Annotated in this window: 23 protein-coding genes and 1 tRNA gene; 14 read left to right on the top strand and 10 right to left on the bottom strand. The window is 63.0% G+C overall.

Going from position 1 to position 22,538, the window contains the following annotated elements:
- Nucleotides 1–131: 131 nt before the first annotated feature.
- From purE to ACXMYO_RS00540, 6 genes are all read left to right on the top strand, one after another.
- The gene (purE, locus tag ACXMYO_RS00515; RefSeq protein WP_115854598.1) at nucleotides 132–623 is read left to right on the top strand and encodes a 5-(carboxyamino)imidazole ribonucleotide mutase; all 492 of its coding nucleotides are present in this window, start codon (nucleotides 132–134) and stop codon (nucleotides 621–623) included.
- Between the two features lie 78 nt (nucleotides 624–701).
- Complete coding sequence (locus ACXMYO_RS00520) at nucleotides 702–1,820, top strand: 5-(carboxyamino)imidazole ribonucleotide synthase (protein WP_457809453.1); 1,119 nt, start codon at nucleotides 702–704, stop codon at nucleotides 1,818–1,820.
- Between the two features lie 236 nt (nucleotides 1,821–2,056).
- Nucleotides 2,057–3,262, top strand: coding sequence for a pyridoxal-phosphate-dependent aminotransferase family protein (locus ACXMYO_RS00525; protein WP_457807466.1), 1,206 nt, complete (start codon nucleotides 2,057–2,059; stop codon nucleotides 3,260–3,262).
- A 178-nt stretch (nucleotides 3,263–3,440) separates the two neighbouring features.
- Nucleotides 3,441–3,962: a DUF3455 domain-containing protein gene (locus tag ACXMYO_RS00530; protein ID WP_457807467.1), complete on the top strand. Its 522-nt coding sequence runs from the start codon at nucleotides 3,441–3,443 to the stop codon at nucleotides 3,960–3,962.
- A gap of 133 nt (nucleotides 3,963–4,095) precedes the next feature.
- A complete protein-coding gene (locus ACXMYO_RS00535) occupies nucleotides 4,096–4,656 on the top strand; it encodes a sigma-70 family RNA polymerase sigma factor (RefSeq protein WP_438766064.1) in 561 nt (186 codons plus the stop codon).
- Nucleotides 4,653–5,375, top strand: a complete 723-nt coding sequence (locus ACXMYO_RS00540; RefSeq protein WP_457807468.1) for an anti-sigma factor — start codon at nucleotides 4,653–4,655, stop codon at nucleotides 5,373–5,375. The genes ACXMYO_RS00535 and ACXMYO_RS00540 overlap by 4 nt, the downstream gene beginning before the upstream one ends.
- A gap of 88 nt (nucleotides 5,376–5,463) precedes the next feature.
- Here ACXMYO_RS00540 and ACXMYO_RS00545 read toward each other — a convergent pair whose 3' ends face one another.
- From ACXMYO_RS00545 to ACXMYO_RS00555, 3 genes are all read right to left on the bottom strand, one after another.
- Nucleotides 5,464–6,306 carry a Tim44 domain-containing protein gene (locus tag ACXMYO_RS00545; RefSeq protein ID WP_457807469.1) on the bottom strand — a complete coding sequence of 281 codons (843 nt, stop codon included), beginning with the start codon at nucleotides 6,304–6,306 and terminating at the stop codon, nucleotides 5,464–5,466.
- 57 nt (nucleotides 6,307–6,363) lie between these two features.
- The gene (gene yaaA, locus ACXMYO_RS00550) at nucleotides 6,364–7,140 is read right to left on the bottom strand and encodes a peroxide stress protein YaaA (protein ID WP_457807470.1); all 777 of its coding nucleotides are present in this window, start codon (nucleotides 7,138–7,140) and stop codon (nucleotides 6,364–6,366) included.
- A 120-nt stretch (nucleotides 7,141–7,260) separates the two neighbouring features.
- Nucleotides 7,261–8,298: an NADP(H)-dependent aldo-keto reductase gene (locus ACXMYO_RS00555; RefSeq protein WP_457807471.1), complete on the bottom strand. Its 1,038-nt coding sequence runs from the start codon at nucleotides 8,296–8,298 to the stop codon at nucleotides 7,261–7,263.
- Between the two features lie 291 nt (nucleotides 8,299–8,589).
- On the opposite strand from ACXMYO_RS00555, the gene ACXMYO_RS00560 reads away from it, so the two are divergent.
- Entirely contained in the window at nucleotides 8,590–9,111 is a 522-nt protein-coding gene (locus ACXMYO_RS00560) for a tetratricopeptide repeat protein (protein WP_438766071.1), read from the top strand.
- A 97-nt stretch (nucleotides 9,112–9,208) separates the two neighbouring features.
- Here the strand turns inward: ACXMYO_RS00560 and ACXMYO_RS00565 are convergent, their stop codons facing one another.
- The 3 genes from ACXMYO_RS00565 to ACXMYO_RS00575 are packed head-to-tail and all read right to left on the bottom strand — an operon-like array spanning nucleotide 9,209 to nucleotide 11,340.
- The gene (locus ACXMYO_RS00565) at nucleotides 9,209–10,177 is read right to left on the bottom strand and encodes a zinc-binding dehydrogenase (protein ID WP_438766072.1); all 969 of its coding nucleotides are present in this window, start codon (nucleotides 10,175–10,177) and stop codon (nucleotides 9,209–9,211) included.
- A 27-nt stretch (nucleotides 10,178–10,204) separates the two neighbouring features.
- Entirely contained in the window at nucleotides 10,205–10,768 is a 564-nt protein-coding gene (locus ACXMYO_RS00570) for an LOG family protein (RefSeq protein ID WP_457807472.1), read from the bottom strand.
- A 47-nt stretch (nucleotides 10,769–10,815) separates the two neighbouring features.
- Nucleotides 10,816–11,340, bottom strand: a complete 525-nt coding sequence (locus tag ACXMYO_RS00575; RefSeq protein ID WP_457807473.1) for a DUF501 domain-containing protein — start codon at nucleotides 11,338–11,340, stop codon at nucleotides 10,816–10,818.
- A 188-nt stretch (nucleotides 11,341–11,528) separates the two neighbouring features.
- On the opposite strand from ACXMYO_RS00575, the gene ACXMYO_RS00580 reads away from it, so the two are divergent.
- On the top strand, nucleotides 11,529–11,864 hold the full coding sequence (locus tag ACXMYO_RS00580; RefSeq protein WP_438766075.1) for a hypothetical protein: 336 nt from the start codon (nucleotides 11,529–11,531) through the stop codon (nucleotides 11,862–11,864).
- 15 nt (nucleotides 11,865–11,879) lie between these two features.
- On the opposite strand, the gene ACXMYO_RS00585 is transcribed toward ACXMYO_RS00580, so the two are convergent.
- Nucleotides 11,880–12,317 carry a hypothetical protein gene (locus ACXMYO_RS00585; protein ID WP_457807474.1) on the bottom strand — a complete coding sequence of 146 codons (438 nt, stop codon included), beginning with the start codon at nucleotides 12,315–12,317 and terminating at the stop codon, nucleotides 11,880–11,882.
- Nucleotides 12,318–12,439: 122 nt separating this feature from the next.
- Between ACXMYO_RS00585 and ACXMYO_RS00590 the strand changes: the two genes are divergently transcribed.
- Nucleotides 12,440–13,612: a MalY/PatB family protein gene (locus ACXMYO_RS00590; protein ID WP_457807475.1), complete on the top strand. Its 1,173-nt coding sequence runs from the start codon at nucleotides 12,440–12,442 to the stop codon at nucleotides 13,610–13,612.
- A gap of 55 nt (nucleotides 13,613–13,667) precedes the next feature.
- Here the strand turns inward: ACXMYO_RS00590 and ACXMYO_RS00595 are convergent, their stop codons facing one another.
- A complete protein-coding gene (locus tag ACXMYO_RS00595; protein ID WP_457807476.1) occupies nucleotides 13,668–14,603 on the bottom strand; it encodes a tetratricopeptide repeat protein in 936 nt (311 codons plus the stop codon).
- Between the two features lie 169 nt (nucleotides 14,604–14,772).
- Here ACXMYO_RS00595 and ACXMYO_RS00600 point away from each other — a divergent pair, with 169 nt between their 5' ends.
- Nucleotides 14,773–15,552, top strand: coding sequence for a DUF3750 domain-containing protein (locus ACXMYO_RS00600; RefSeq protein ID WP_457807477.1), 780 nt, complete (start codon nucleotides 14,773–14,775; stop codon nucleotides 15,550–15,552).
- Between the two features lie 465 nt (nucleotides 15,553–16,017).
- Here the strand turns inward: ACXMYO_RS00600 and ACXMYO_RS00605 are convergent.
- Together ACXMYO_RS00605 and ACXMYO_RS00610 are read right to left on the bottom strand one after the other, a co-directional pair.
- Nucleotides 16,018–16,094 (bottom strand) — tRNA-Met (locus ACXMYO_RS00605).
- A gap of 38 nt (nucleotides 16,095–16,132) precedes the next feature.
- Nucleotides 16,133–18,904 (bottom strand): DUF349 domain-containing protein, encoded by a 2,772-nt coding sequence (locus tag ACXMYO_RS00610; protein WP_457807478.1) that lies wholly within the window; start codon nucleotides 18,902–18,904, stop codon nucleotides 16,133–16,135.
- A 225-nt stretch (nucleotides 18,905–19,129) separates the two neighbouring features.
- On the opposite strand from ACXMYO_RS00610, the gene minC reads away from it, so the two are divergent.
- The 4 genes from minC to sbcB all read left to right on the top strand — a co-directional run bounded on the left by minC (nucleotide 19,130) and on the right by sbcB (nucleotide 22,515).
- Entirely contained in the window at nucleotides 19,130–19,855 is a 726-nt protein-coding gene (minC, locus tag ACXMYO_RS00615) for a septum site-determining protein MinC (protein WP_438766083.1), read from the top strand.
- A gap of 42 nt (nucleotides 19,856–19,897) precedes the next feature.
- Nucleotides 19,898–20,716, top strand: a complete 819-nt coding sequence (minD, locus tag ACXMYO_RS00620; protein ID WP_115854619.1) for a septum site-determining protein MinD — start codon at nucleotides 19,898–19,900, stop codon at nucleotides 20,714–20,716.
- Nucleotides 20,713–20,967, top strand: a complete 255-nt coding sequence (minE, locus tag ACXMYO_RS00625; RefSeq protein ID WP_438766084.1) for a cell division topological specificity factor MinE — start codon at nucleotides 20,713–20,715, stop codon at nucleotides 20,965–20,967. The genes minD and minE overlap by 4 nt, the downstream gene beginning before the upstream one ends.
- 81 nt (nucleotides 20,968–21,048) lie before the next feature.
- Nucleotides 21,049–22,515, top strand: a complete 1,467-nt coding sequence (sbcB, locus tag ACXMYO_RS00630; protein ID WP_457807479.1) for an exodeoxyribonuclease I — start codon at nucleotides 21,049–21,051, stop codon at nucleotides 22,513–22,515.
- Nucleotides 22,516–22,538 lie beyond the last annotated feature (23 nt).

Genomic DNA, 22,538 nt, shown 5'->3' on the forward strand with positions numbered 1-22,538 from the left:
GGGTGCCGTGGCTTTCCCCCCTTTACCCGAGCGGGTATCCTGCACGGTTTTCCAACATGACGCAGCGACGCGACCACCGCGGGCGCTGCTCTGTTCCTTGTCGAATGTTCATTGCCGAAAGGGGAGTGCCGATGCAGCCGCGTGTGGGAGTGATCATGGGATCGAAGTCGGACTGGCCGGTCATGGAGCATGCCGTCAACATGCTGACGCGCCTTGGCGTGGCGTATGAAACGCGCGTGGTGTCGGCGCACCGAACGCCGGATCTGATGTTTGAATATGCAAAAACCGCGGCCGAGCGAGGCATCGAGGTGATCATTGCCGGCGCCGGTGGTGCGGCGCATCTGCCCGGCATGGTGGCTTCCCAGACACCGGTGCCTGTTCTTGGCGTGCCGGTGGAGTCCAAGGCGCTCAAGGGCATGGATTCATTGCTCTCGATTGCCCAGATGCCGGGCGGCGTTGCCGTGGGAACGCTGGCGATCGGCAAGGCCGGAGCGACCAATGCCGGTCTTCTGGCCGCCCAGATCATCGGCACGCACGACAGCGAGGTTCGTCGCGCCGTCGAGGCCTTCCGGACCGAACAGACGCAAAACGTGCTGGATAACCCCGACCCGAGCGCCGAATAGCACTGTTGAAAAGGAGTACGGTTAAAAACCGTACTGGCGCAGGGTTTTCTCATTTCCTCCAATCAGCGAGACATGGCAATGCAGATCGGCATTCTGGGAGCGGGACAGCTCGGACGCATGATGGCACTGGCCGGCCTGCCGCTGGGCCAGCGTTTTACGCTTCTGGACCCGGGCGGCGCGCCCAGCGCCGGGATCGGTGAGATTCTCACCGGCAGTGATGACACAACGCTTGAGGACTTCATTGCCCGCGTGGACGTGGTCACCTATGAGTTTGAACACTTGCCGGTGGCGCTTTTGGAGCGCATCGAGCAGGTGAAACCGGTGTATCCCTCGAGTCGCGCCATTGCGGTGTGTCAGCACCGGGCCCGTGAGAAGGCGCTCTTTTCGAAGCTGGATATCCCCACGCCCGAATATCGGCTGGTCGACAGCGCCGAGGCGCTTGAGTCGGCGGCACGCAAGCTGGGCTGTCCGGTGGTGGCCAAATCCACGACCGAGGGTTATGACGGCAAGGGCCAGGCCGTGTTGCGTGCGCCCGAGCAGGCACATGATGCCTGGCAGAGCATCAATCATGATCAGCTGGTGGTCGAGGCGTTCGTGGACTTTGTGCGCGAAGTCTCATTGATTGCCGTGCGCGGACGAGACGGCGCCGTGCGTACGTACCCGATCACGGAAAACCAGCATGAAGAGGGCATTTTGCGCTATTCGGTGGCGCCGCTGCCGGATGTCGATGCCGAGCTGCAGACCACGGCGGATGGCTATATCCAGAAGCTGCTTGATGAGCTGGACTATGTCGGCGTGCTGTCGCTGGAGCTTTTCCAGACCCGCGATGGCCGGCTTCTGGCCAATGAGATGGCCCCGCGGGTCCATAACTCCGGCCACTGGACCATGAATGGGGCCCTCACCAGCCAGTTCGAGAATCATCTGCGCGCCATCGCCGGGCTGCCGCTGGGCGATACGAGCGCCCGCGGTCTGACCTGCATGGTCAACGTGATTGGTGAAGAGGGTGACTGCGCTGCGCTGCTGGCCCTTGAGGGCGTGCATCTGCATCGCTATGGCAAGGCGCCGCGGGCCGGGCGCAAGCTGGCCCACATCAATGTGGTGGCCGATGACTATGCAACGCTTTTGCAGCGCGCGCGCGCTGTTACCGCGCTGCTGCCCGGCGCGTTCGAGATCACCATGCACCAGGACAGCGTCTGACCCACCCGTTATAGCCTGCAGGGGCGGCTGTCGCGCCTGCAGGCAGTCTGTCATCTCCTCCTTCGTTTTCTTCGGTGTCCGGGGCCTTCGCTCCGGTGTCCAGCGCTGCCTTGATCAGACACTTCTGAAGTGTGGCTTGCCGACCTTTTCAAGCCATGGGCATACTAAAACGTCCGTTTTGGTGCGCCCGCGCCCTGGCGCTTCAACCTGTCCTGTGTCATCTCAAGGAGATGGTGATGTCCTATACCGTGCCCGATATCGAGCCTCTGGAATCCATTCTGCCCGATGAGCCGCTGCTCATGATGGGCGCGGGCCCTGTGCCCATTCCGGCCCGGGTGGCGGCGGCCAACGGCATCGTCATCAATCATCTGGGCGAGACCATGGCGCGCATCATCGAGCAGGTGAAGGCGATGTCGCGCTACGTTTTTCAGACCGAATCGCGCCACATCCTGGGCGTGGCAGGGCCCGGTTCGGCGGCAATGGAGATGGCCGTCATCAACCTGGTCGACCCCGGCACCCGGGTGTTGACGATCAACAACGGCTTTTTCAGCAGCCGGCTGGGCGAAATGGCCCGGCGCGCCGGCGGCGAGGTCATCGAGATGGATGCCGGCGTGTTGCATGCCGCCGATGAGGCCGCGGTCATCGAGGCGATCCGTACGCATCGCCCGCGCGTGTTGACCATCGTGCAGGGGGAGACCTCCAGCACCGTGTTCAACCATACCCTGCCGGCGATCTGTCGAGCGGCATCAAAGGCCGATTGTCTGGTGATCTGCGATGCGGTCTGCACGCTGAGCACCATGCCGCTGGAGATGGATGACTGGGGCGTGGACGTGGTGATCACCGGCGGCCAGAAGGGGCTGAGCTCGATCCCCGGCGTGTCGCTGATCGCCTTCTCCGACCGCGCCTGGGCGGTCATCGAGGCGCGCGAGCGTCCCCTGACCCACTGGTGCCTGGACGCTCGCCTGGCGCATCAGTTCTGGTACAACAAGTCCTATCACTACACGGCGCCGGTCTCCGGCATTCTGGCGCTGCACGAGGCGCTGCGGCTGGTGTGTCAGGAGACCCTGCCCAAACGATTCGATCGCCACCTGCGCTGTTCCCGGGCGCTGCAGGCCGGTATCGAAGGGCTGGGCCTGGAGCTTTATATCGAGGCACCGTCGCGTCTGAACTCGGTGGTCGGCATTCAGCTGCCCGATGGGCTGGCCCAGGCCGACCTGATGGCGCATATCTCACATCATCACGGCGTGGAGATATCCGGGGCCTTTGGCGCCAATATCGTGCGGATCGGCCAGATGGGTGAGCAGTGTCGCACGCACCATCTGTTTCGCACCCTGCACGCGCTGGGCGCGAGCATCAGGACACTGGGGTATCCGGTCGATGTGCCCGCCGGCGTGGCCGCCCTTGAAAAGGCGCTGGAGCGCTACACGCCGGTGCATGCCTGACACGCCCTGATCCTTCGTCCCTGCTGCAGGCCTTAATGCTGGCAGGGGCGACAGTCCGCGCCTGGCAAGGCGTGATAACTTTTTTTCAAAAAAGTGCATCCAGAACGGCAGCTCGCGTGTATCCCCTGTACAGCCGCACCGATCGAGGCGGCTGACAACAACTCTCAGGGAGACTGAAATGACTATTCGACATCTCACGCGTGCCGGCCTTGCCACCGCTCTGATCGCCTCCTTCAGTCATGCGGCGCTGGCCGACACCCCGGACGACGTCCAGGTGCCGGACGGCAACACCGTCGCCCTTGAAACCGTCGGCGTCGGCGCGATCAAGTATATGTGCGAAACCAATGATGCCGGTGACGTGGCCTGGGTTTTCAAGGGCCCGAGCGCGGCACTCAACGACAGCGACGGCGACCAGGTCGGCAGCTACTACGGCCCGCCCGCCACCTGGGAGGCGCTGGACGGCTCGAAAGTGACCGGCACCCAGGTGGGCACCGCCGATAACGGCGATGACAACATCCCGCTTCAACTGGTCGAAGCCAATCCGGCCGAGGGTGAAGGCGCCATGACTGGTGTCAGCTACATTCAGCGTCTCAACACCGAAGGCGGTGTGGCCCCGGGCACGGCGTGTGATGCCGACCACGAAGGCGCCACGGCCATCGTGACCTATCAGGCCGACTACATCTTCTGGACCGCGGAATAAGCTCACGCCCTGCCGGCCAACCGGCGGGGCGTTGTCGGTCACGTTTGAATCAGGGGCTCGTGTCACGGGCCCTTGCTCGTTATGCTACCCGGGCGCACAGGGTTAAGTCGTCGCGTCACGAGGGAGTAAAACGGTGCTGGATAAAAACAACGAATTCAGTCACACCGACGCACTAGCGTGCTGCGCTCGGGGGGATCATGACGCCCTTCACGGCCTCTATCGTCTGGAAGGGGCGCGAATGCTCGGCGTGGTGCAGCGTATCGTCAAGGACCGCGGTATGGCGGAGGACATCGTTCATGACGCCTTCCTCGCGATCTGGCAGCGTGCCGACACCTTCGACCCTGAAAAGGGAGCTGCCCGCACCTGGATATTCAGCATTGCCCGCCATCTGGCGCTGAACGCGATCCGCCAGCGCGACAGGCTGATGGTCGGCGAGTTCGACGCGGACGCCTTCGAGCACCAGGACACCTCGCGCCCGGAGAGCCAGACTCTTGATGCCTTCGACTGGCAAACCGGCCAGCGTATGGATGACTGTTTGAAAACGCTTGAGGTTGAGCGACGCAACTGCGTGCTTCAGGCGTATGTAGAGGGGTTAAGCCATGCAGAAATCGCCGCCCATACGGGCGCGCCGCTGGGCACGGTCAAGGCCTGGATCAAGCGAAGCCTGGTGCGTTTACGGGAGTGTCTGGCATGACCGGGCCCCATGAGAGTGACGACGCGCAAAGTGATGACAGCCACGACCTGGCCGGCGAATACGTGCTGGGGACGCTGCCCTTTGACGAGCGCCAGGCGTTTGAAGCACGCCTGGAGCGCGAACCCGCGCTGCGCCGGGCGGTGACCGAGTGGGAGGAGCGCTTTTTCCCCTACAACGCGCTTACCGAACCGCAGACGCCGAGCGACTTTCTATGGCCGCGCATTCAGCGAAGCCTAAAGGCACGTCATGTGTCCCCGGACGCCCCTGTAGTGCCCGGCCTCTGGCAGCGCCTTGCCCTCTGGCGCGCCGCGGCAGGGCTGGGCGTGGCCGCTGCCCTGGTGATGGCGGCGCTTTTATGGCAAGTGCCTGCAGGCCCGGTGACGCCGGCGTACATGGTGGTGCTGCTGGCCCCTCAGGGCCAGTCCGCCGGCTGGGTGGTCCAGGCCGCCAACCGCCGGCAGATCGAGCTGATTCCGCTGGGGACTTTCAGGGTGCCCGAGGGCAAGGCGCTCGAGTTCTGGACCAGGGGCGACGACTGGCAGGCGCCGGTATCACTGGGTCTGGTCGAGCCGGGTGCGCCCGTACGCCTGAATCTGGACGCGCTGCCGCCGCTTGAGGACAACCAGCTTTTCGAGCTGACTCTGGAAGATGCCAGCGGTTCGCCCACGGGCCTGCCTACCGGGCCGATCGAGTACATTGGCCGCGCGGTGGCCATCTGATCGTTTCAAAACCTGCGTCAGTGGCGCCCTTGTTCGAACAAAAAAATGCCCCGCATGAGCGGGGCATTGTCATAAGGTGCGGTCGGGATCAGGCGTTGTTTTGCTCGATGCCCTGGATGTACCAGGGGGACTGGTCGCGAACTTCACGAACCAGATGCCAGGTCTCGTTGAACTCGTTGTCCTGACCGTCCTCTTTCATGATGCCGTGAAACAGCACCGTGGCTTCGGCCTGCTTGCCGTGTTCGCGCACATCGCCCAGCTCGGCAAACAACCGCACGACCTCGGTCTGGTTGTTGGCGCTTTGTTCGGCGCGCTCCTTGCGCAGCAGGTTATAGAGCTCGGGCGTGACGAACTCCTGAATTTTCTCGAAGTCGTTGTTGTCCCAGGCGCGCTGCAGGTTCATGAAGTGCTCCTTGGCACCGGACAAAAACTGCTCGCGGTCGAACCATTCAGGCTCGCTGCCGGCCATGGCCGCACCGCCCATGGCGCCACCGGCAGCCCCACTGGACGTGCCGCCCATGTCATGCGCCTGACGCTGCTGAGGCTGATGCTGCTCGCCGTGAGCGCCGGTGTTGGTCGCTCGACGCCGCGCCGCCAGCACCTTCCAGGCCACAAAGCCGAGAAGCGCGATCAGCAGGATATCCATGAAGCGAATCCCGTTGAAGGCGCCGCCGAAAAACAGCGAGGCCAGCAGACCGCCTGCCATGATGCCGGCCAGCGGGCCCATGAAGCGCGACATGCCACCACCGGCGGCGCGTGTGCCCTGCTGGGCCTGACGCGGCGGTGTGCTGGCCTGGCTGCTGCTCGGGCTTGACGAACGGGAGTAGCTGCCAAAGCTCTTGCCGCCGCCGAAACGCTTGGCGTCGGCATGCTCGACGGCCAGGCCAAAGCTCATCAGACCGATGAGCAGGGTGATCAGTAGATGACGCATGAGAGATCCTCCCGATAAATGCATCATTGAGTGGTGGTCAATTGACCATCGTTGCGATTACTGCGCGTCGCGGGTAAATACCCAGCTGTTCTGGTCCGACAGGTCGGCATTGAAGCGATAGCCGCCCCTGTCGAAGGCCTTTAGATCGTCACGTTTCTCGAGTCTTTGCTGCACCATCCAGGCGCTCATCATGCCGCGCGCCTTCTTGGCATAAAAGCTGATGACCTTGTACTGCCCGTTTTTGGCGTCCTTGAACACCGGTGTGATGACATCGCAGCCGAGATGCTTGCGGTCAATGGCGCCAAAGTATTCGTTGGAGGCCAGATTGATCAACACCGGGTCACCGCTGCTTTCCTTCACCGCCTGATCCAGATCGCGTGTCAGACGCTCTCGCCAGAAGGCATAAAGATCACGCCCGGCCGGGTTTTCAAGCTTCGTACCCATCTCAAGGCGGTAGGGCTGCATCAGATCCAGCGGTCGGAGCATGCCGTAAAGCCCTGACAGAATGCGCAGATGCGACTGCGCCCATTCAAGGTCATTTTCCTGCCAGCGCGCCGCTTCAAGCCCGGTGTAAACGTCGCCCTGAAAGGCCAGTATGGCCTGTTTGGCGTTGTTCGTATCAAACGGTGTCTGCCACTGCTCGAAACGCGCCACGTTGAGACCGGCCAGTTTGTCGCTGATGCCCATCAGCTGCGACAGATCCTGTGGCGAATACTCGCGCAGGATATCGATGAGCTGACGGCTCTGGTCCAGATAGTCCGGCTGCGTGGCCATGGTCGTCGAGGAAGGCGTTTCAAAATCCAGCGTCTTGGCTGGGGACAGCACGCTCAGCATGCAGATTCTCCGCTCATGTTGTCACGATTATAACCCCTCCGGCCCCGGCATCAGACTGCATTAAGCCAGTGCCAGGCCAGAGGGAGGACGTATGGTGTCCGGGCCCCGGAAAGGAGAGGGTCAGGGGCAGGGGTTGGGCAGACGCTTGTGGACGCCTTCAATGGCCTCGATAACCTCATCGGAAAGCGTCAGCGGCTCGCTTGCGATGTTGTGATCGAGCTGCTCAAGCGTGGTGGCACCGATGATGTTGCTGGTCACGAAGGGCCGGGTGTTGACCCAGGCCAGCGCCATCTGGGCCGGATTGAGATCAAAGCGCCGGGCGATATCGACATAGGCCCAGGTGGCTTCCTCGGCCAGCGTCGAATTGTAGCGCTGAAAGCGTTCAAACAGGGTAAGGCGCGCCCCCTCCGGTTTCATGCCGCCCAGATATTTGCCGCTCAATACCCCAAAGGCGAGCGGCGAGTAGGCCAGAAGCCCCACATTCTCGCGATGGCTGATCTCGGCCATGCCGATTTCATAGCTGCGATTGAGCAGGTTGTAGGGGTTTTGCACCGATACCACGCGCGGCAGATCCATGGTCTCGGCCAGGCGCAGACAGGACATCGTGCCCCAGGGCGTTTCGTTGGACAGGCCGATGGTGCGGATCTTGCCGGCATCCACGGCTTCCTTGAGCGCCGACAGGGTCTCCTCCAGCGGCGTGGCGTCCGGGGCCTCTTCGTGCTGGTAGTCCAGCTTGCCGAAGTAGTTGGCGGGGCGGTCCGGCCAGTGCAGCTGATAGAGATCGAGATAGTCGGTGTTTAAACGCTTGAGACTGTCATCGAGGGCCTGATGGATCTGCTGGCGTGACAGCTTCGGCCCGCCACGCAGATACTCCATGCCGCGGCCGGCACCGGCTACCTTGCTGGCCAGCACGATATCGTCACGTCGGCCGCGCGCCTTCAGCCAGCTGCCGATATAGGCTTCGGTGCGGCCCTGCGTCTCGCCGTTCGGCGGTACCGGATACATTTCAGCGGTGTCGATGAAGTCGATACCCGCAGCCAGAGCGCGATCGAGCTGCTCGTGCGCTTCGGCCTCACTGTTTTGTTCGCCAAAGGTCATGGTGCCAAGACAAAGCCGGCTGACCGTTATGCCACTGTCACCGAGAGGACGTCTTTCCATGGGGTTTCCAGAGCCTTATAAAGCGGGTGAATGCCCATGTTAGACGGGCGGTGAGGTGCGGGCAAACACGGGGCTTGAGTCACTTCCTGCACAGGCGTATATTGCCGGCCTCGCCACGTGGGGGCGCCAGCTCTCGCTGCGGTGACAACGGGGCTGCCCTTTCTGGTTTTTTACTCTGCAGGTGATGAGTCACCTTCACGGCAACAGTGGTTCGCATCAACGCCCGATCCCTGCCACGCTACGTGCAGACAGGGCATGTATCGAATGCTGGAACTTACAAGGTTGGTTGTTATGCTGCGGTCTGCTCAAGTATTCACCCGGTTTGAATATCGTCTGGCATCGCGTTTGATGCAGGCCCCCTGGCTGGAAGGCTCTGCGCACAAGCGTCGTCTGACCATGCACCTGTTTCGACGCTGTGCCAACGCCGGGCACGTTGATGCACTGTCCACCTATGGCGTCATGCTGTTTCGTCGTGGTCATACGGCGCGTGACAAGGCCCGGGGGGTACGCTGCGTCGTCAAGGCGGCCGAGGCCGGCCACCCCGAGGCGCAGTATCAGGTGGGGCACATGTACGAACACGGCTGCACCCAGTTTGCGCGCCGGGAAGACCGCGCCGTGACCTGGTATGCTCGCGCGGCCGAGGCCGGCCATAACGGTGCCGCCCAGCGGCTGGCTCGCGCCTTCGATCACGGTGAGCTGGGCCTGCCGGTGGACCCCGAGCGTTCACGGCACTGGCAGCTGGCAGATGACGACACCGCCATTGCCGCGCGGCCGATGACCTCGATGCCCGGGAGCGCGCCGGCGCTTCAGTAGAGCCAGCGCTTGAGCCGGTCGAGACATTAAAAAGCCCGAATCCACTGGATTCGGGCTTTTTCGCGTCCGGGGGCTGATTGACGTTCAGGCCACCGGGTCAGGCACCGGAGACGCCCATCAACACCTTGCCGGTGCTGGTGTTCTCTTCCAGAAAGCGCATGGCGTCGTCGGCTTCCTGAATGGAGAAGGTGCGATCGATCAGCGGCTTGACCCGGCCGGACTCCAGCAGCGGCCAGACGTGGGCATGGAGAGCGTCCATGACGCTGCCCTTGCCAGCCGGTGAGCGCGAGCGCAGTGTCGAGCCGATCAGGCGCTGACGCTTCATCAGCATGCGTGCCAGATCCACGTTCGTTTCACGACCGCCCATGAAGCCGATCAGGATGATGCGGCCATCGAGGTTGAGCACCTGCTGGTTCCATTCGATGTACTCTCCGGCCACCGGGTCGAGGACCACATCGACCCCGCCCCAGTTCTGCACCGCCTCGACGAAGCTGCCGTCGTGGCGGTTCCAGCCGCCCTCGGCGCCCAGCGCCCTGCAGGCATCGATCTTGTCCTGACTGCCCACGGTGACAAAGCAGGGGTTGTTGAAGGCGTGACACAGCTGAATGGCGGCCGTGCCGACACCGCTGGCCCCGGCATGCAACAGCACCCGCTCGCCGTCGCGCAGATCCGCTTCCATGAAGAGATTGAGCCAGGCCGTGGCAAATACCTCCGGCAGGGCGGCGGCATCGCGCAGGGTCATGCCCTCGGGGATGCGCAGGGCCTGCGCTTCGTTGACGAGGACCTGCTCGGCGTAGCCGCCGCCGGCAAGCAGCGCGCAGACCTGATCCCCGACGCGAAAGCGCTCCACGGCCGGCCCGACGCTTGCCACCACGCCGCTGACTTCCAGCCCGAGGATTTCGGAGGCGCCACTGGGGGGTGGATAGCCCCCGTCACGCTGTAAAACATCGGCGCGATTCATGCCTGCCCAGGCCACATCGATCAGGATGTCGCTGCCGCCGGGGGAGGGCAGATCATCGTGTTCGCACCATTGAAGGTGGGAATCCTTGACGGCAATGGCGTACATGCGCTGCTACTCCTGAAAGGTTGCGATTTAGTCGAACAGCGCGTCCAGCAGATCATCCGATGTGTCGGCACTGATCAGGGTCGCGCGCGTCTCGGCGTTGAGAAATCCCGCTTCGACCGTGTTGTCCAGAAACTGTAGCAGGGGATCAAAGAAACCGGTGTGATTGAGCAGTCCTATGGGCTTGCGATGCAGGCTCAGATAGCGCCAGGTCCAGGTTTCGAAAAACTCCTCGAAGGTGCCGATGCCGCCGGGCAGGGTGACAAAGGCGTCGCTGTGGGCCGCCATCTGCGCCTTGCGGGTATGCATGTCCGGTACCGTGATCAGTTCGGTCAGTCTCGTATGCGCCACTTCGCGTTCGACGAGGTGAGCCGGTATCACACCGATGACCTCACCGCCGGCGGCCAGCGCGGCGCTGGCGCAGGCGCCCATGAGACCGGTATTGCCGCCGCCGTAGACCAAACGCCCGCCACGGCGGGCGATGCCCTCGCCGACGGCTTCGGCGAGCTGCTGCCAGTGGGGGGCATGGCCGCTGCGAGAGCCCATGTAAACGCAGACGCTGCGGCCCTCAAGGGGTCGGATATGGCTTTTCATGGTGATTCCTGCTGCTAATGGATCAGACGGGTCGTGCTGTCCGGCGCTCAGTCAACGCTTGCGGCCACCTGTGGATAGTGTTCATCGATCCAGGCGCCGATGGCGTTATGGTCGCTAACATGATGGGCATACTGCGTATGCAGACAGCGCACCTGCTGCCAGTTGGTAATGCCACCCACGCCGCGCTCGGTCAGGGCTTTCGTAAAACCCAGCCGCTCGATCTCGTCGCGCTCGTGCTCGCTGATCCACGACCAGCGCTTTTGGACGTAGGCCTCGTGGCTTTGACGGTAGGCCTCGCGCAGCGCTTCGTTGTCCTGAAGGTGGGCTTCAAGACGCTTGATGACGCCATCGGCTTCAAGGTGCGACAGGGCAATGGTCAGCTCGCGGCTGCACAGCCAGTAAAGCGTCGGGAAGGGCTTGCCTTCCACCAGCGGGGCCACGCGCAGCGCCAGCGGCGTGCCGCGGCTGTCTTCGGCGCTGACGGCCTGAAGCCCGCGCGGCGTACGTCCCAGCTGCTGCGTGATGATGTCGAGCTGGGCGTCACTGGGGGCGTGGTCGGTACGAATAATCATGGTCGGATAGGCAGTTCGACGTGGGCAAAGAGCGCACGATCGTGAAAGGAAACGGGCGGACGCCGCTTGTGTAAAAACGGACAGGCATCATAGACATGCCCCTGGCCGGCGGCAAGGCGTGTGCCACCATCTTATACTGACCGTCAGCCTGTCGCGATTTTGTCCCTGCCACCCGTTACGGAGACGCCATGTCACAAGGCGATGCCCCCACGGAAAACCGCTGCGCGCTCTGTGCGCGTCAGGGCGTGTCATTGACGCGCCACCATCTGATTCCGCGTGCCCTCCATGGGCGCAAGCGGTTTCGAAAGCGCTTTAGTCGCGATGAGATGAAAGGCGACATTTTAATGATCTGTCGGCCCTGTCATAACCATATTCATCGCGTGCTCAGCGAACGCGAGATGGCCGAGCATTACCACACGCGCGAGGCGCTGCTGGCACAGCCCGAGATTGCCGAATTCGCCCGCTGGCTTTCCGCTCGCCCGCCCGGTTTCAAGCCCAAGTCGCCCATCAAGCGCCAGCGCTGAGCCCGGGCCGGCGCGTCAGAGAAGGCGCTGGGCGCTGTGATCCTGCCAGGCTCTGGCAAGGCGCTCGTCGAGTGCCGGGGCAAGCCAGTGCGGCAGGGCGCTGCGGGCCTGATCAAGGCTCTCCCAGCGGCGCAGGCGTACCCATGCCCACGCCCAGCCGTCACACTGCGACGGCGTCTGCGGCATCGGATGGGCCGGCATCTGGGACAGTAGAAACAATGCGCTGCGCGCCGCCCAGCCCGGCGGACGATCGGCTTTTGATGCCGGCGCGGCCCAGCGTCTGAGCGTGTCGCCATCCGGGTCGCGTTCCGGGTCGCCCAGACTGGCGATCCGGGCCGTATCGGCCAGAATGATGCCCAGTTTCTCGGGCGTGGTATCGCCGATTTCGAGCCAGCGTTCGATCAGGGAAGGCAGGCCGGCCATGGCGCTGGTATAAAAGTCGCTGTCGGTCATGACGTGTCTACCTGGATAGGGTCGGCTCACAAAAGGGTAACGATGCCGCTTTTATTACGACATCATCTGTTCAATCACGCTTCGGTCAGGGTCTGACCGAACCTGCATTTCGGGGAGTCTGCATGTCGCACGACAGTGCCGCCTTTGATTTTACGACACCGCTGGATCGGCGCGTGTACCCTACCACCAAATGGCAGCTCTATGACGAGGACGTGCTGCCACTGTGGGTGGCGGACATGGATTTTGCCGTGGCACCGGCCATTCAAAACGCGCTGGCCGAGCGCCTGGCGCATCCGGTCTTTGGCTACACCCACGCCGACCGTGACCTGAAACAGGCGCTGTGTCAGTGGAGCCTGGCGCGCTATGGCTGGGAGATCGAGGCCGACTGGCAGCACTGGCTGCCCGGCGTGGTGCCGGCGCTTCATGTGGCAAGCCTTGCCCTGACCGAGCCCGGCGACGGCGTGCTGACCGTCACGCCCATCTACCCGCCCTTTCTGAAGGTCGCGGACAACACCGGGCGTACCGCCCAGACAGCCCCCATGCGTGCGCCAACGGAGGATGACCCGCTGTGGCGGCTGGATTTCGACGCCATGGAAGCGGCCGTCACGCCCCGCACCCGGCTGCTGCTCTGGTGTCATCCGCACAATCCGACCGGGCGCGTCTTTGATGAAAAAGAGCTGTCCCGGCTGGCCGATTTCATCGAGCGTCACGATCTGATTGTCTGCTCCGATGAGCTGCACTGTGACCTGATTCTCGATGGCAGCGCCCATCGCCCGCTGGCACACGCCGAGCCGCGTCTGGCTGCGCGGACCATTACGCTGTGGGCGGCGTCCAAGACCTTCAACGTGGCCGGGCTGACCAGCGCCTGCGCCGTGATCAGTGATGACAACCTGCGCGCGCGGTTCAAGCGGGGCTGTCTGGGGCTGATGCCCTCGGAAAACATCATGGGTGAAACGGCCGCCAGAGCGGCCTTTACCGATGGCGAGCCGTGGCGTCAGGCGCTGCTGGCACGGCTTCGTGACAATCTGGCGCTGATCGAGTCTTTTGTTGAGCGCTGGCCGGGCGTGAAGATGAGTGTGCCTCAGGCGACCTTTCTGGCCTGGCTGGATTTGCGTGAGGCGGGGCTCGGCGAGGCGCCCCAGAAGGCGGTGCTCAAGCAGGCGAGGGTGGCGCTTAATAACGGCGCTGATTTTGGCTGGCCCGGCTTTGCCAGACTCAATTTCGGCACCGAGCGGGCCCTGCTGGAAAAGGCGCTGACGCGCATGGACGTGCTGCTGGCAGCGCCCTCATCGTAGCCACAAAAACGCCCGGTCCCAAAAGGGCCGGGCGTTCAAGCGTGACGGGCGTGGATCAGTAGAGCAGCGTGAACATCCGGCGACGATAGGTCACGGTCAGCGGATGGTCACCGCCCAGGGCGTCAAAGACACGCAGCAGCGTCTTGCGCGCGGCGTCCTCACCGTAGGCGCGATCACGCTTCATCAGCTCGAGCAGCCCTTCAAGGCCGCGCTCGTAGTCGCCATCGGCCACGGCGCGCAGGGCACGCTGGAACTGTGCGTCGCTGTCATCGCGGTCTGACATCGCCTCGATCTCTTCCGGCGACAGCGCCTCCCGGGCGAAATCGACACGGGCGCGCACGCCGCGCGCCTTCACGCCGTCACGGTATTCCGGCGGCAGAGCGTCGATGATGCTCAGCGCGTCATCAAAGTGGCCTTCGCGGGTCATGACGCCTGCCATGTCGATGCGATAGTCATGATCGTTGGGGTTTTCGCTGATCAGCTGTTCATACAGGCTGCGGGCCGTGGCCGTGTCGCCGGCTTCCAGTGCCTGCTGGGCCTGCTCCTCAAGGCTCTGACTGCCGCCTTCAGGGGCGGTGATGTGCTTGGCAAGCCAGTCGCGCATCTGGCGCTCCGGCAGGGCCTCATGGAGCTGGTCATGGAGCTGGCCCTGGATGATCAGTTTGACGTCGGGCACCGAGCGAATGCCCAGCTGAGCGGCAATCTGCTGCTGCTCATCGATATTGAGTCTGGCCAGTATCAGAGTGCCCTGATACTCATGGGCCAGCTTCTCCAGCGCCGACATCAGGGTCCGGCAGGCCTCGCTCGAAGGCGACCAGCTCTGCAGTACCACCGGGATATGCATGGAGCCTTCCAGTACCACCTGCTGGAAGTTGGACATGTCCACATCGACAATAAACTGCGAGGCGTCGGTATGGCCGCCGGCACTCTGGCCGGGCTGTGGCGACGGCGCGCCCATGGGTTCACCGGTTTTGGGATCAACGATCTGCATGATGGCAAACTCTCGCTAAAAGGGATTCACGATACGTTCGGATATAGGGTTGTTTATGGCGCTGGCCGACGGCGAATTCAAGATGCCCGGCCCAACAGGACAGGTGAGACATGCATGACAACAGTAACGCAGCACCGAACAACGTCGTGACGCTGTCAGGGCGTGGGTCATGATTTTGATCAAATGGCTGACAGGCATCGTGGCACTTGTTGCGCTGCTGCTGGCAGGGCCTGCCATCGTGTGGTGGCTGGGTGGTATCGATACACGCACCGGCTGGGCCAGTGCCGGGCGGGAATCCGTTGGCCTGGCGCCCCGGGCCGGGGCGTTCGAGGGTGCCGTGGTTCAGCTCTACGGGGCGCGTGCCTATAACTGGCGCGGTGCCTTCGCCATGCACACCTGGATTGCCGTCAAGCCGGAAGGCGCGCAGGACTATACCACCTATGAGGTGCAGGGCTGGCGCCAGCCCACCGTTCGTACACGCTACGGCGCGCCGGATCGGGAATGGTTCGGGCAGCGTCCGCATCTGCTGGCGGATCTGCGCGGCGAGCAGGCGGCGCGCGCCATTGTCGGTATCGAGCGCTCGGTGAATGCGTATCCCTGGCCGCAGCGCTATCGCGTTTTCCCTGGCCCCAACAGCAATACGTTTATTGCCTGGCTGATACGCCAGGTGCCCGAGCTGGATGTGGAAATGCCTTCGCTGGCACTGGGCAAGGACTATCTGATCGATGACACAAGGGCGCTGGGGCATTTTTTCGGTCCGGCGCCCAGCAATACGGGCTATCAGGTGTCCCTGTACGGCCTGCTGGGCATAATGGTGGCGCGCGATGAGGGGCTCGAGTTCAACGTGCTGGGGCTGGTGTTCGGTATCGACCCGCTGGACCTGGCCATCAAGCTGCCCGGCATCGGCCGCATCGCGCCGGCACCGCTTTATCAGTCGCAGTACGAATGATTCGCCGCGCGGGTCAATCATCGGGCAGGGCATTCAAACGCCGGCCCAGGAACCGGTCATGGAGTCGTCGAGGCACCGATGTTGAAACCAGCAGAGAACCGATGACTCGGGCTATCAACGGCGTTTGATGCGCTGCCGAGCGACAGACGTCAAGAAGCCGGCCCGCAGGTCGGCCTGATACAAACTGTTGGTCGAGGGTAGCGGGGGCTGCCGGTGTTGAAATGAACGGGGGACCGACGACCCGGGCTATCAGCGATGTTTGATGTGCTCCCGAACGACAGACGTAAAAAAGCCGACCCGGAGGTCGGCTTGATACAAACTGTTTGTCGATGGTAGCGAGGACCGCCGATGTTGAAATGAACAGGGAACCGATGACCCGGGCTATCAGCGATGTTTGATGCGCTCCCGAACGACAGACGTAAAAAAGCCGACCCGGAGGTCGGCTTAATACAAACTGTTTGTCGATGGTAGCGGGGGCCGGATTTGAACCGACGACCTTCGGGTTATGAGCCCGACGAGCTACCAGGCTGCTCCACCCCGCATCGACGTGCTGTGCATATTACGCGATTTTTCTGTGGTGTCAATCGTTTGTGTCAACTTCCTGCAACATTGCCATGAGTGAGGCCAGTCGAGGGGCAAGACGCTGCCAGTCCTGCTCATCGATCGGGCCGCTGGCGAGCAGTCGATACTGCAGCTGTTCGAGCTCTTCCATGGGGCCGGGCATATTGCCCATGGCATCGTTGAGCCGGGCCACCTGCACATCCAGGCGGCGTGAGGAGTCCTCGCTGCCCAGCGGGGCATCCACCAGCACGGAAAGATGCACGCGAAGATGCTCGAGCCATTCCCGGGCCTTGGCCTGCTCGCCGGTGGCGCGACGCTCGTTGCGCAAGCGATGCGCCTCCAGCGCCTGGGAGGAGAGGGGAAGTGGCGTGTCGACGCTGTCGGCGGGCTCGCCGGCCAGCGCCCGGCTGTCAGCGGCCACATGCGCCTCGAGCAGCGGCTGCCACTGCTGCCAGCGCTCGGCCAGCGTGCCCAGCGCCAGACGATCGAGCCGCTCGCGGCGATCGCGAAGAATGCCTTCCCAGCGCTTGAGCATGCCACCGGTGCGGGGGCCGTTGGGCAGGGGCATCAGGCCCTCGGCCTCTCTTTCGGCGTCATCGAGGATGGCTTGATCTGCCGCGCTTTCGGGCAGCCATTGATCCAGTCGATCGATCAGCGCCTGCATCTGATCGAGCCGGCTGTCGCGTTGCTGCCGCTGCTGGGTGCGCTGCGCATTGCGCCGTTCGAAGATAGCATCGCAATGCTGGCGAAAGGCGCGCCACAACGTCTGCTCTTCGCCTCTCGGTGCGCGGCCGAGCTCGCGCCAGCGCGTCTGCAATGCCTTGGCCGTGTCGGCACGACGCTCGTCATCGATGTCGGCGGTTTCAAGCTCGCGAATTTCATCGACCAGCGCCTGTTTGGCCTGAGCCACGGCGCGGGCCTGCTGATCGATCAGAGTCTGCAGGGCGCGCAGGGATTTCGTGAAGCGCTGGCGCAGCTCGTTTTCCCGGTCGCGCGGCACGGGGGACCACTGACGCCAGGCCTCTCTGGCGCGATCGCGGATAGTGCGCAGGCTGTCGGGGTCGGAGGTGGCCGCCGTGTGGTTGATCAGCGTTTCCAGCTGTTCACACAGCCTTTCCCGCTCGGCCATGTTTTGTTCGCGCTGCTGATCCCGACGTTGATAAAAGTCGGCCAGCTGTTCGCGTACCCGGTCGGAGGCCTGACGAAAGCGCGTGGAGCGCTCGCGCGAGGCGGCGGCGTCGCCGAGTGCCTTCCAGTCACGCACCAGGCGGCGGTGCTGCTGGTCACGGGCGGGCTCATCCATGTCCGCAGCCGCAAGGCCTTCCATGCCCTCAATCAGCTGTTCACGCTTGGGCGCGGCGGCAAAGTTGCGCCAGTCGCGCAGCTCATGGGTGCGCTGACCGAGCTGGTTGAGTCGGGTCTGCAGGCCCTCGCGCCTGTCCGCCGGCAGACGCTGACGGCGCTGCATCAGGCTGTCCAGCAGCCGCGTGGCTTCCTGGAGCTCGCCGCGATCAAGCTGGTTTTCCAGCTGATCAAGGGATTGCTGGAACTGATCCGGGTCAAGTGTGTTGCGTGACGATGCGGCGCTGTCAGCCGGCGATACGGGCTCGGGCAGATGCGTCAGCAGGGTCGGGCAGGGGAAACCTTCAGGCCAGGCAATAGTGCGCCTTGATTGCTCGATGACCTGAAAGTCGCGGCGGTCGACGCCGTCCTGGAGTGTCTGCTGCTGCTGTTCAAAGCGCTGCCAGGCAGCGGTCAGTTCGCTGGCGCTTTGAACCAGGGCTTCAAAGCGTTGCTGGTCTTCCTGACCCGGTGCGATGCGGTCGGTGAGATCACGCCACTGCTCGGCCTGCAGCCTGAAGTGGGCCTGCAGCTGGGCCACATCCTGGCCGTCGAGTGTGGCGCGATGCGCCAGGTCCTTCAGGGCCTGCTCCAGGGAGTTGATAATGCGCTGGCTGTCGCGACGGGCCATGTCCATGGCCTGTTCACGCGCCTGCTCTTCACGTTGGGCATTGTCGTGCTCGATCACGCGGGTACTGGTGACCTGCTCGACCTGATGAAACTTCTCGCGCTGCGTGTCGTCGGCATCATCGGCCAGCGAGCGCCACTCGCGCACCAGATGGCGATAGCGCGCCGGCAGCATGGGTTCCCACTGCTGTTGTGACAGTCGGGTCATGGCCTGGATCAGGTCATCGCGGCGCTGCTGTCGAGCGCTTTGTTCGCGTCGTTCGTCCCGGCGCCGATTGAGCCGGTCGCGGGCACCGCGCATGATCTGCTTGTCACGGCGCGCTTCGCGGGCGAGGCGCTCGAGCCCCTCATCGCTGTCGATGCGCCCGGCTGCGGCCTGGCGTACGCCGGCAATCGAATTCTGACAGGCCTGCTCGATCAGGGCGCTCTCGTCATGGATGTGCCCCAGAGCCGTCATTCGAAGCTGCTGGTTGTCGGCATGCGTGGCGACGTGGGTCAGCAGATCAGGGTCATCAATCGTTTCCACGACCTGCTGGCGCTGTTCCAGCGACAGCAGGGCGCGCTCCCTGCCGGTGAGCGTGTCGAGCAGCGTGCGATGCAAAGGGGTGCCTGCCGCAACGGTGGTCAGCAGGGTCTGGTAGCGCTCTGGCGTGGCCAGGCGGGCGAGCGCGGCATGACGAACTTCAACGTTGTCGTCATGAAGCAGGGTCTCGAGTTTTTCGCGATCGCGCTCGACGCTCAGGCCGGCAATGGCTTCCTGACGGATACGAGGATCGGCGTGACGCCAGCGTGGCGCAAACAGACGTTGTAGAAATCCGGGCATGAGATCGATGTCTTTCCAGGCAACTGGCGGTGGCTGAATACCGGGCGATACAGGCGTTATGACGTCAGGGCGATGATAACAGGCCCGGAGATATGTAGCAGGGTCCCTCTAAAGGCGTCGGCAACTGGCGACACCTGACAGACGCCGGTACACACCGTATGATCATGACCCGGAAACACTATCATCGCTCAGGGCGTTCATTCATTATCCGACAGGAAACCGGGCATGAGTCTCAAGGTGGATCAGACGGCCACTGCCTTTACGTTCAAGGGCGGCATGCTGCCCATGACGGTCATGGAGCTTAACAGCCCGGACCCCGAACGTATCAGTGCGCAACTGGCAGGCAAGCTTAGCCAGTCACCGGCCTTTTTTCAGCATACGCCAGTGGTATTGAGTGTTGAAAAACTCGATGATACCTCACTGGCGCTGGAGCGTCTTTGCGCCGTATGTCGTTCGCACAAGCTGCTGCCGGTTGCGGTCAGGGGCGGAAGCGAAGGCATCAAGCAGTCGGCATGGGCGCTTGGACTGGGCTGGTTTCCACCTCAGGAGTCGCGGGAGTCGCGTACGCTGGCGTCGGTGACGCCGCCACCTTCGCCATCCCCCGTGGCGCAGGAAGTCGGCCATGGCGGTCGTATCTTTCGTGGTACGGTACGCTCGGGCCAGCAGATCAGCGCCGCCGAGGGTGACCTGGTCGTCGTGGGTGCCGTCAACGCCGGTGCCGAGGTGCTGGCCGCCGGCAGCATCCACGTGTATGGACCGCTGCGCGGTCGTGCGCTGGCAGGCATTCACGGTGATCGTGACTGCGGTATCTTCTGTCACGAGCTGCATGCCGAGCTTTTGTCAGTGGCCGGCAACTACAAGCGCCTTGAGGATATCGACCCGTCGCTGCTCGATACGACAGTTCAGGTCAGACTGAGAGACGATCAGTTATCCATAGAAGCACTCGTCTGACCACGAAGCCCCTTACAACGCAACAGTTACAGGAAGCGCATTTTGGCCAGGATCATCGTCGTTACATCAGGAAAGGGCGGGGTCGGCAAGACCACCAGCGCGGCAGCCATCGCTACCGGTCTGGCCTTGAGAGGCAACAAGACCGTCGTCATCGATTTTGATGTGGGCCTTCGAAATCTCGATCTGATCATGGGCTGCGAGCGTCGTGTGGTCTACGACCTGGTCAACGTCATTCAGGGCGAGGCGGGTCTTAATCAGGCCATGATCCGTGACAAGCGCTCCGACAATCTCTATATCCTGCCGGCCTCGCAGACCCGCGACAAGGATGCCCTGACGCTCGAGGGCGTCGAGCAGGTGCTTGAAAAGCTGTCGGAAGATTTCGACTATATCGTCTGCGACTCGCCGGCTGGTATCGAGCGCGGCGCCCAGCTGGCGATGTATTTTGCCGATGAGGCGATCGTGGTCACCAATCCGGAAGTCTCCTCGGTGCGTGACTCCGACCGCATCCTGGGGCTTCTGGCGTCCAAGACGCGGCGCGCCGAGCAGGCGCAGGACCCGGTGATCGAGCGGCTTTTGATTACCCGCTATGATCCCAATCGGGTCGACAGCGGTGACATGCTGAATCTGGAAGACATTCAGGAAATTCTGGCGATCAAGCTGATCGGTCTGATTCCGGAATCCGAGGCCGTGCTGCGCGCCTCCAACTCCGGGGTGCCGGTAACGCATGATCAGGACAGCGACGCCGGTCAGGCCTATAGTGATACCGTGGCCAGGCTTTTGGGAGATGAAAAGCCGCTACGCTTCCACCAGCTACAAAAGAAAAGTTTTCTGAGTCGGATCTTCGGCGGGGGGCGTCGGTGAAATTACTGGAGTTTCTAAAACGTGAGCGCAAGAAGTCTGCCTCGGTCGCCAAGGAGCGGCTGCAGATTATCGTGGCCCACCAGCGCGGCCAGCGGGGGCAGCCCGATTACATGCCCATGCTGGAGCGTGAGCTGCTGGAGGTCATCCGTCGCTATGTCGAAGTCGATCAGGATGCCATCAACATCAGTCTGGACAGCGAAGACAACTGTTCGGTACTGGAGCTCAACGTGACCCTGCCCAACCGCGACTGAGCCGCCGCTCGCATGCGCCTCTTTCGATGGCTTTGGTCATCGGAAGAGGCGTTATCGATGATATCTCCTGCCCCGTGATCCTTGTCTGGAGCCACTGCCTTGTCGGTCAGCTTTCTTTTTCACGACTACGAGACCTTCGGCGCCGACCCGCGCCGCGATCGTCCTTCCCAGTTTGCCGCCATTCGAACCGATGCGCAGTTCAATGAGATCGGTGAGCCCGAAGTCATCTACTGTCGTCAAAGTGATGACTATCTGCCTCAGCCGGTGGCGTGCCTGCTGACCGGGATTACGCCCCAGCAGGCCTCGCGCCGTGGCGTGCCGGAAACCGAATTTGCCGGGCGCATTCTGGAGATGATGCAGCAGGGCAATACCTGCACGCTGGGGTATAACTCGCTGCGCTTTGACGATGAAGTCACGCGCCATCTGTTCTATCGCAACTTCATCGACCCCTACGCCCGCGAGTGGCAAAACGGCAATTCGCGCTGGGATCTGATCGATGCCGTGCGCGCTTTCTACGCACTGCGACCGGAAGGCATCGAATGGCCCACGCGGGAGGACGGCAGCCCCAGCTTCAAGCTGGACAAGCTCAGCGTTGCCAACGGTATCGAGCACGGCGACGCTCACGATGCGCTGGCCGACGTGCGGGCGACCATCGAGCTTGCAAAACTTTTGCGCGCGCGCAATGAAAAGCTCTTTGACTATCTGCTGGGGCTGCGCGACAAGCGCCGGGTGGCCTCGCTTCTGGATATCAATACCCGAAAGCCCATGCTGCATATCTCGCGGCGCTATCCGGCCAGTCGCGGCTGCAGCGCCCTGATTGCCCCGCTGGCCATGCACCCGACCAATCCCAACGGGGTGATCGTGGTGGATCTGGCCATGGACCCGGCGCCGCTTTTCGAGCTCAGTCCCGAGGCCATTGCCGAGCGTGTCTTTGCCAGCGCCGATGAGCTGGCGGAGGGCACATCGCGCATTCCGCTCAAGGTGATTCATCTCAATCGCAGCCCGGTGTTGATGCCGATCAAGGCCGTGGACGACACCGTGGCCGAACGTCTCGGCATCGACCGTGAGGCCGCCGAGCGGCACTGGCAGCAGCTTGCCGGCAGTGCCGACATCGCTACCCGTGTGGCACAGGCGTTTGGCGGGGCACCGCCGGCGCCGCCGGCCGACCCCGATCTGATGCTTTATTCGGGCGGGTTTTTCTCCAGCAGCGACAAGCGCGAGATGGGCCGTATCCGGCAGACACCGGCCGAGGCGCTCGAGGCGTTGCGCCCTGCCTTTCAGGACCCTCGTCTCGAGGAGATGTTCTTTCGTTACAAGGCACGCAACTACCCGGAAGTGCTCACTTCAGAGGAGCGCGTGCGCTGGGAAAGCGATCGATGGGAGCGTTTGAACGATCCGAAGGTGGCGGCCATGACGCTTGCCGGCTTCGCTCGCGAAATCGAGCGCCTCAACGGGGAGCTCTCTAGCATGAGCGATCGCGATCGTCAGTGCATCGAGGAGCTGGTGATGCACGTCGAGGCGATGATGCCGCCGCAGGCCTTTGCCTAGGCCTGCGACGCCGTGTTGCAGGA

The sequence above is a fragment of the Kushneria sp. EE4 genome (assembly GCF_977968315.1).

Coding starts and splice junctions, on each gene's coding strand:
- ACXMYO_RS00565 (WP_438766072.1), bottom strand. CDS start 10,177: ATGTACGCCATTGCCGTCAAGGATTCCCACCTTCAATGGTGCGAACAC.
- ACXMYO_RS00580 (WP_438766075.1), top strand. CDS start 11,529: ATGTCACAAGGCGATGCCCCCACGGAAAACCGCTGCGCGCTCTGTGCG.
- ACXMYO_RS00590 (WP_457807475.1), top strand. CDS start 12,440: ATGTCGCACGACAGTGCCGCCTTTGATTTTACGACACCGCTGGATCGG.
- ACXMYO_RS00530 (WP_457807467.1), top strand. CDS start 3,441: ATGACTATTCGACATCTCACGCGTGCCGGCCTTGCCACCGCTCTGATC.
- ACXMYO_RS00525 (WP_457807466.1), top strand. CDS start 2,057: ATGTCCTATACCGTGCCCGATATCGAGCCTCTGGAATCCATTCTGCCC.
- ACXMYO_RS00595 (WP_457807476.1), bottom strand. CDS start 14,603: ATGCAGATCGTTGATCCCAAAACCGGTGAACCCATGGGCGCGCCGTCG.
- purE (WP_115854598.1), top strand. CDS start 132: ATGCAGCCGCGTGTGGGAGTGATCATGGGATCGAAGTCGGACTGGCCG.
- yaaA (WP_457807470.1), bottom strand. CDS start 7,140: ATGCTGAGCGTGCTGTCCCCAGCCAAGACGCTGGATTTTGAAACGCCT.
- ACXMYO_RS00575 (WP_457807473.1), bottom strand. CDS start 11,340: ATGATTATTCGTACCGACCACGCCCCCAGTGACGCCCAGCTCGACATC.
- ACXMYO_RS00520 (WP_457809453.1), top strand. CDS start 702: ATGCAGATCGGCATTCTGGGAGCGGGACAGCTCGGACGCATGATGGCA.
- ACXMYO_RS00545 (WP_457807469.1), bottom strand. CDS start 6,306: ATGCGTCATCTACTGATCACCCTGCTCATCGGTCTGATGAGCTTTGGC.
- ACXMYO_RS00540 (WP_457807468.1), top strand. CDS start 4,653: ATGACCGGGCCCCATGAGAGTGACGACGCGCAAAGTGATGACAGCCAC.
- ACXMYO_RS00570 (WP_457807472.1), bottom strand. CDS start 10,768: ATGAAAAGCCATATCCGACCCCTTGAGGGCCGCAGCGTCTGCGTTTAC.
- ACXMYO_RS00600 (WP_457807477.1), top strand. CDS start 14,773: ATGATTTTGATCAAATGGCTGACAGGCATCGTGGCACTTGTTGCGCTG.
- ACXMYO_RS00555 (WP_457807471.1), bottom strand. CDS start 8,298: ATGGAAAGACGTCCTCTCGGTGACAGTGGCATAACGGTCAGCCGGCTT.
- minC (WP_438766083.1), top strand. CDS start 19,130: ATGAGTCTCAAGGTGGATCAGACGGCCACTGCCTTTACGTTCAAGGGC.
- ACXMYO_RS00610 (WP_457807478.1), bottom strand. CDS start 18,904: ATGCCCGGATTTCTACAACGTCTGTTTGCGCCACGCTGGCGTCACGCC.
- ACXMYO_RS00560 (WP_438766071.1), top strand. CDS start 8,590: ATGCTGCGGTCTGCTCAAGTATTCACCCGGTTTGAATATCGTCTGGCA.
- ACXMYO_RS00585 (WP_457807474.1), bottom strand. CDS start 12,317: ATGACCGACAGCGACTTTTATACCAGCGCCATGGCCGGCCTGCCTTCC.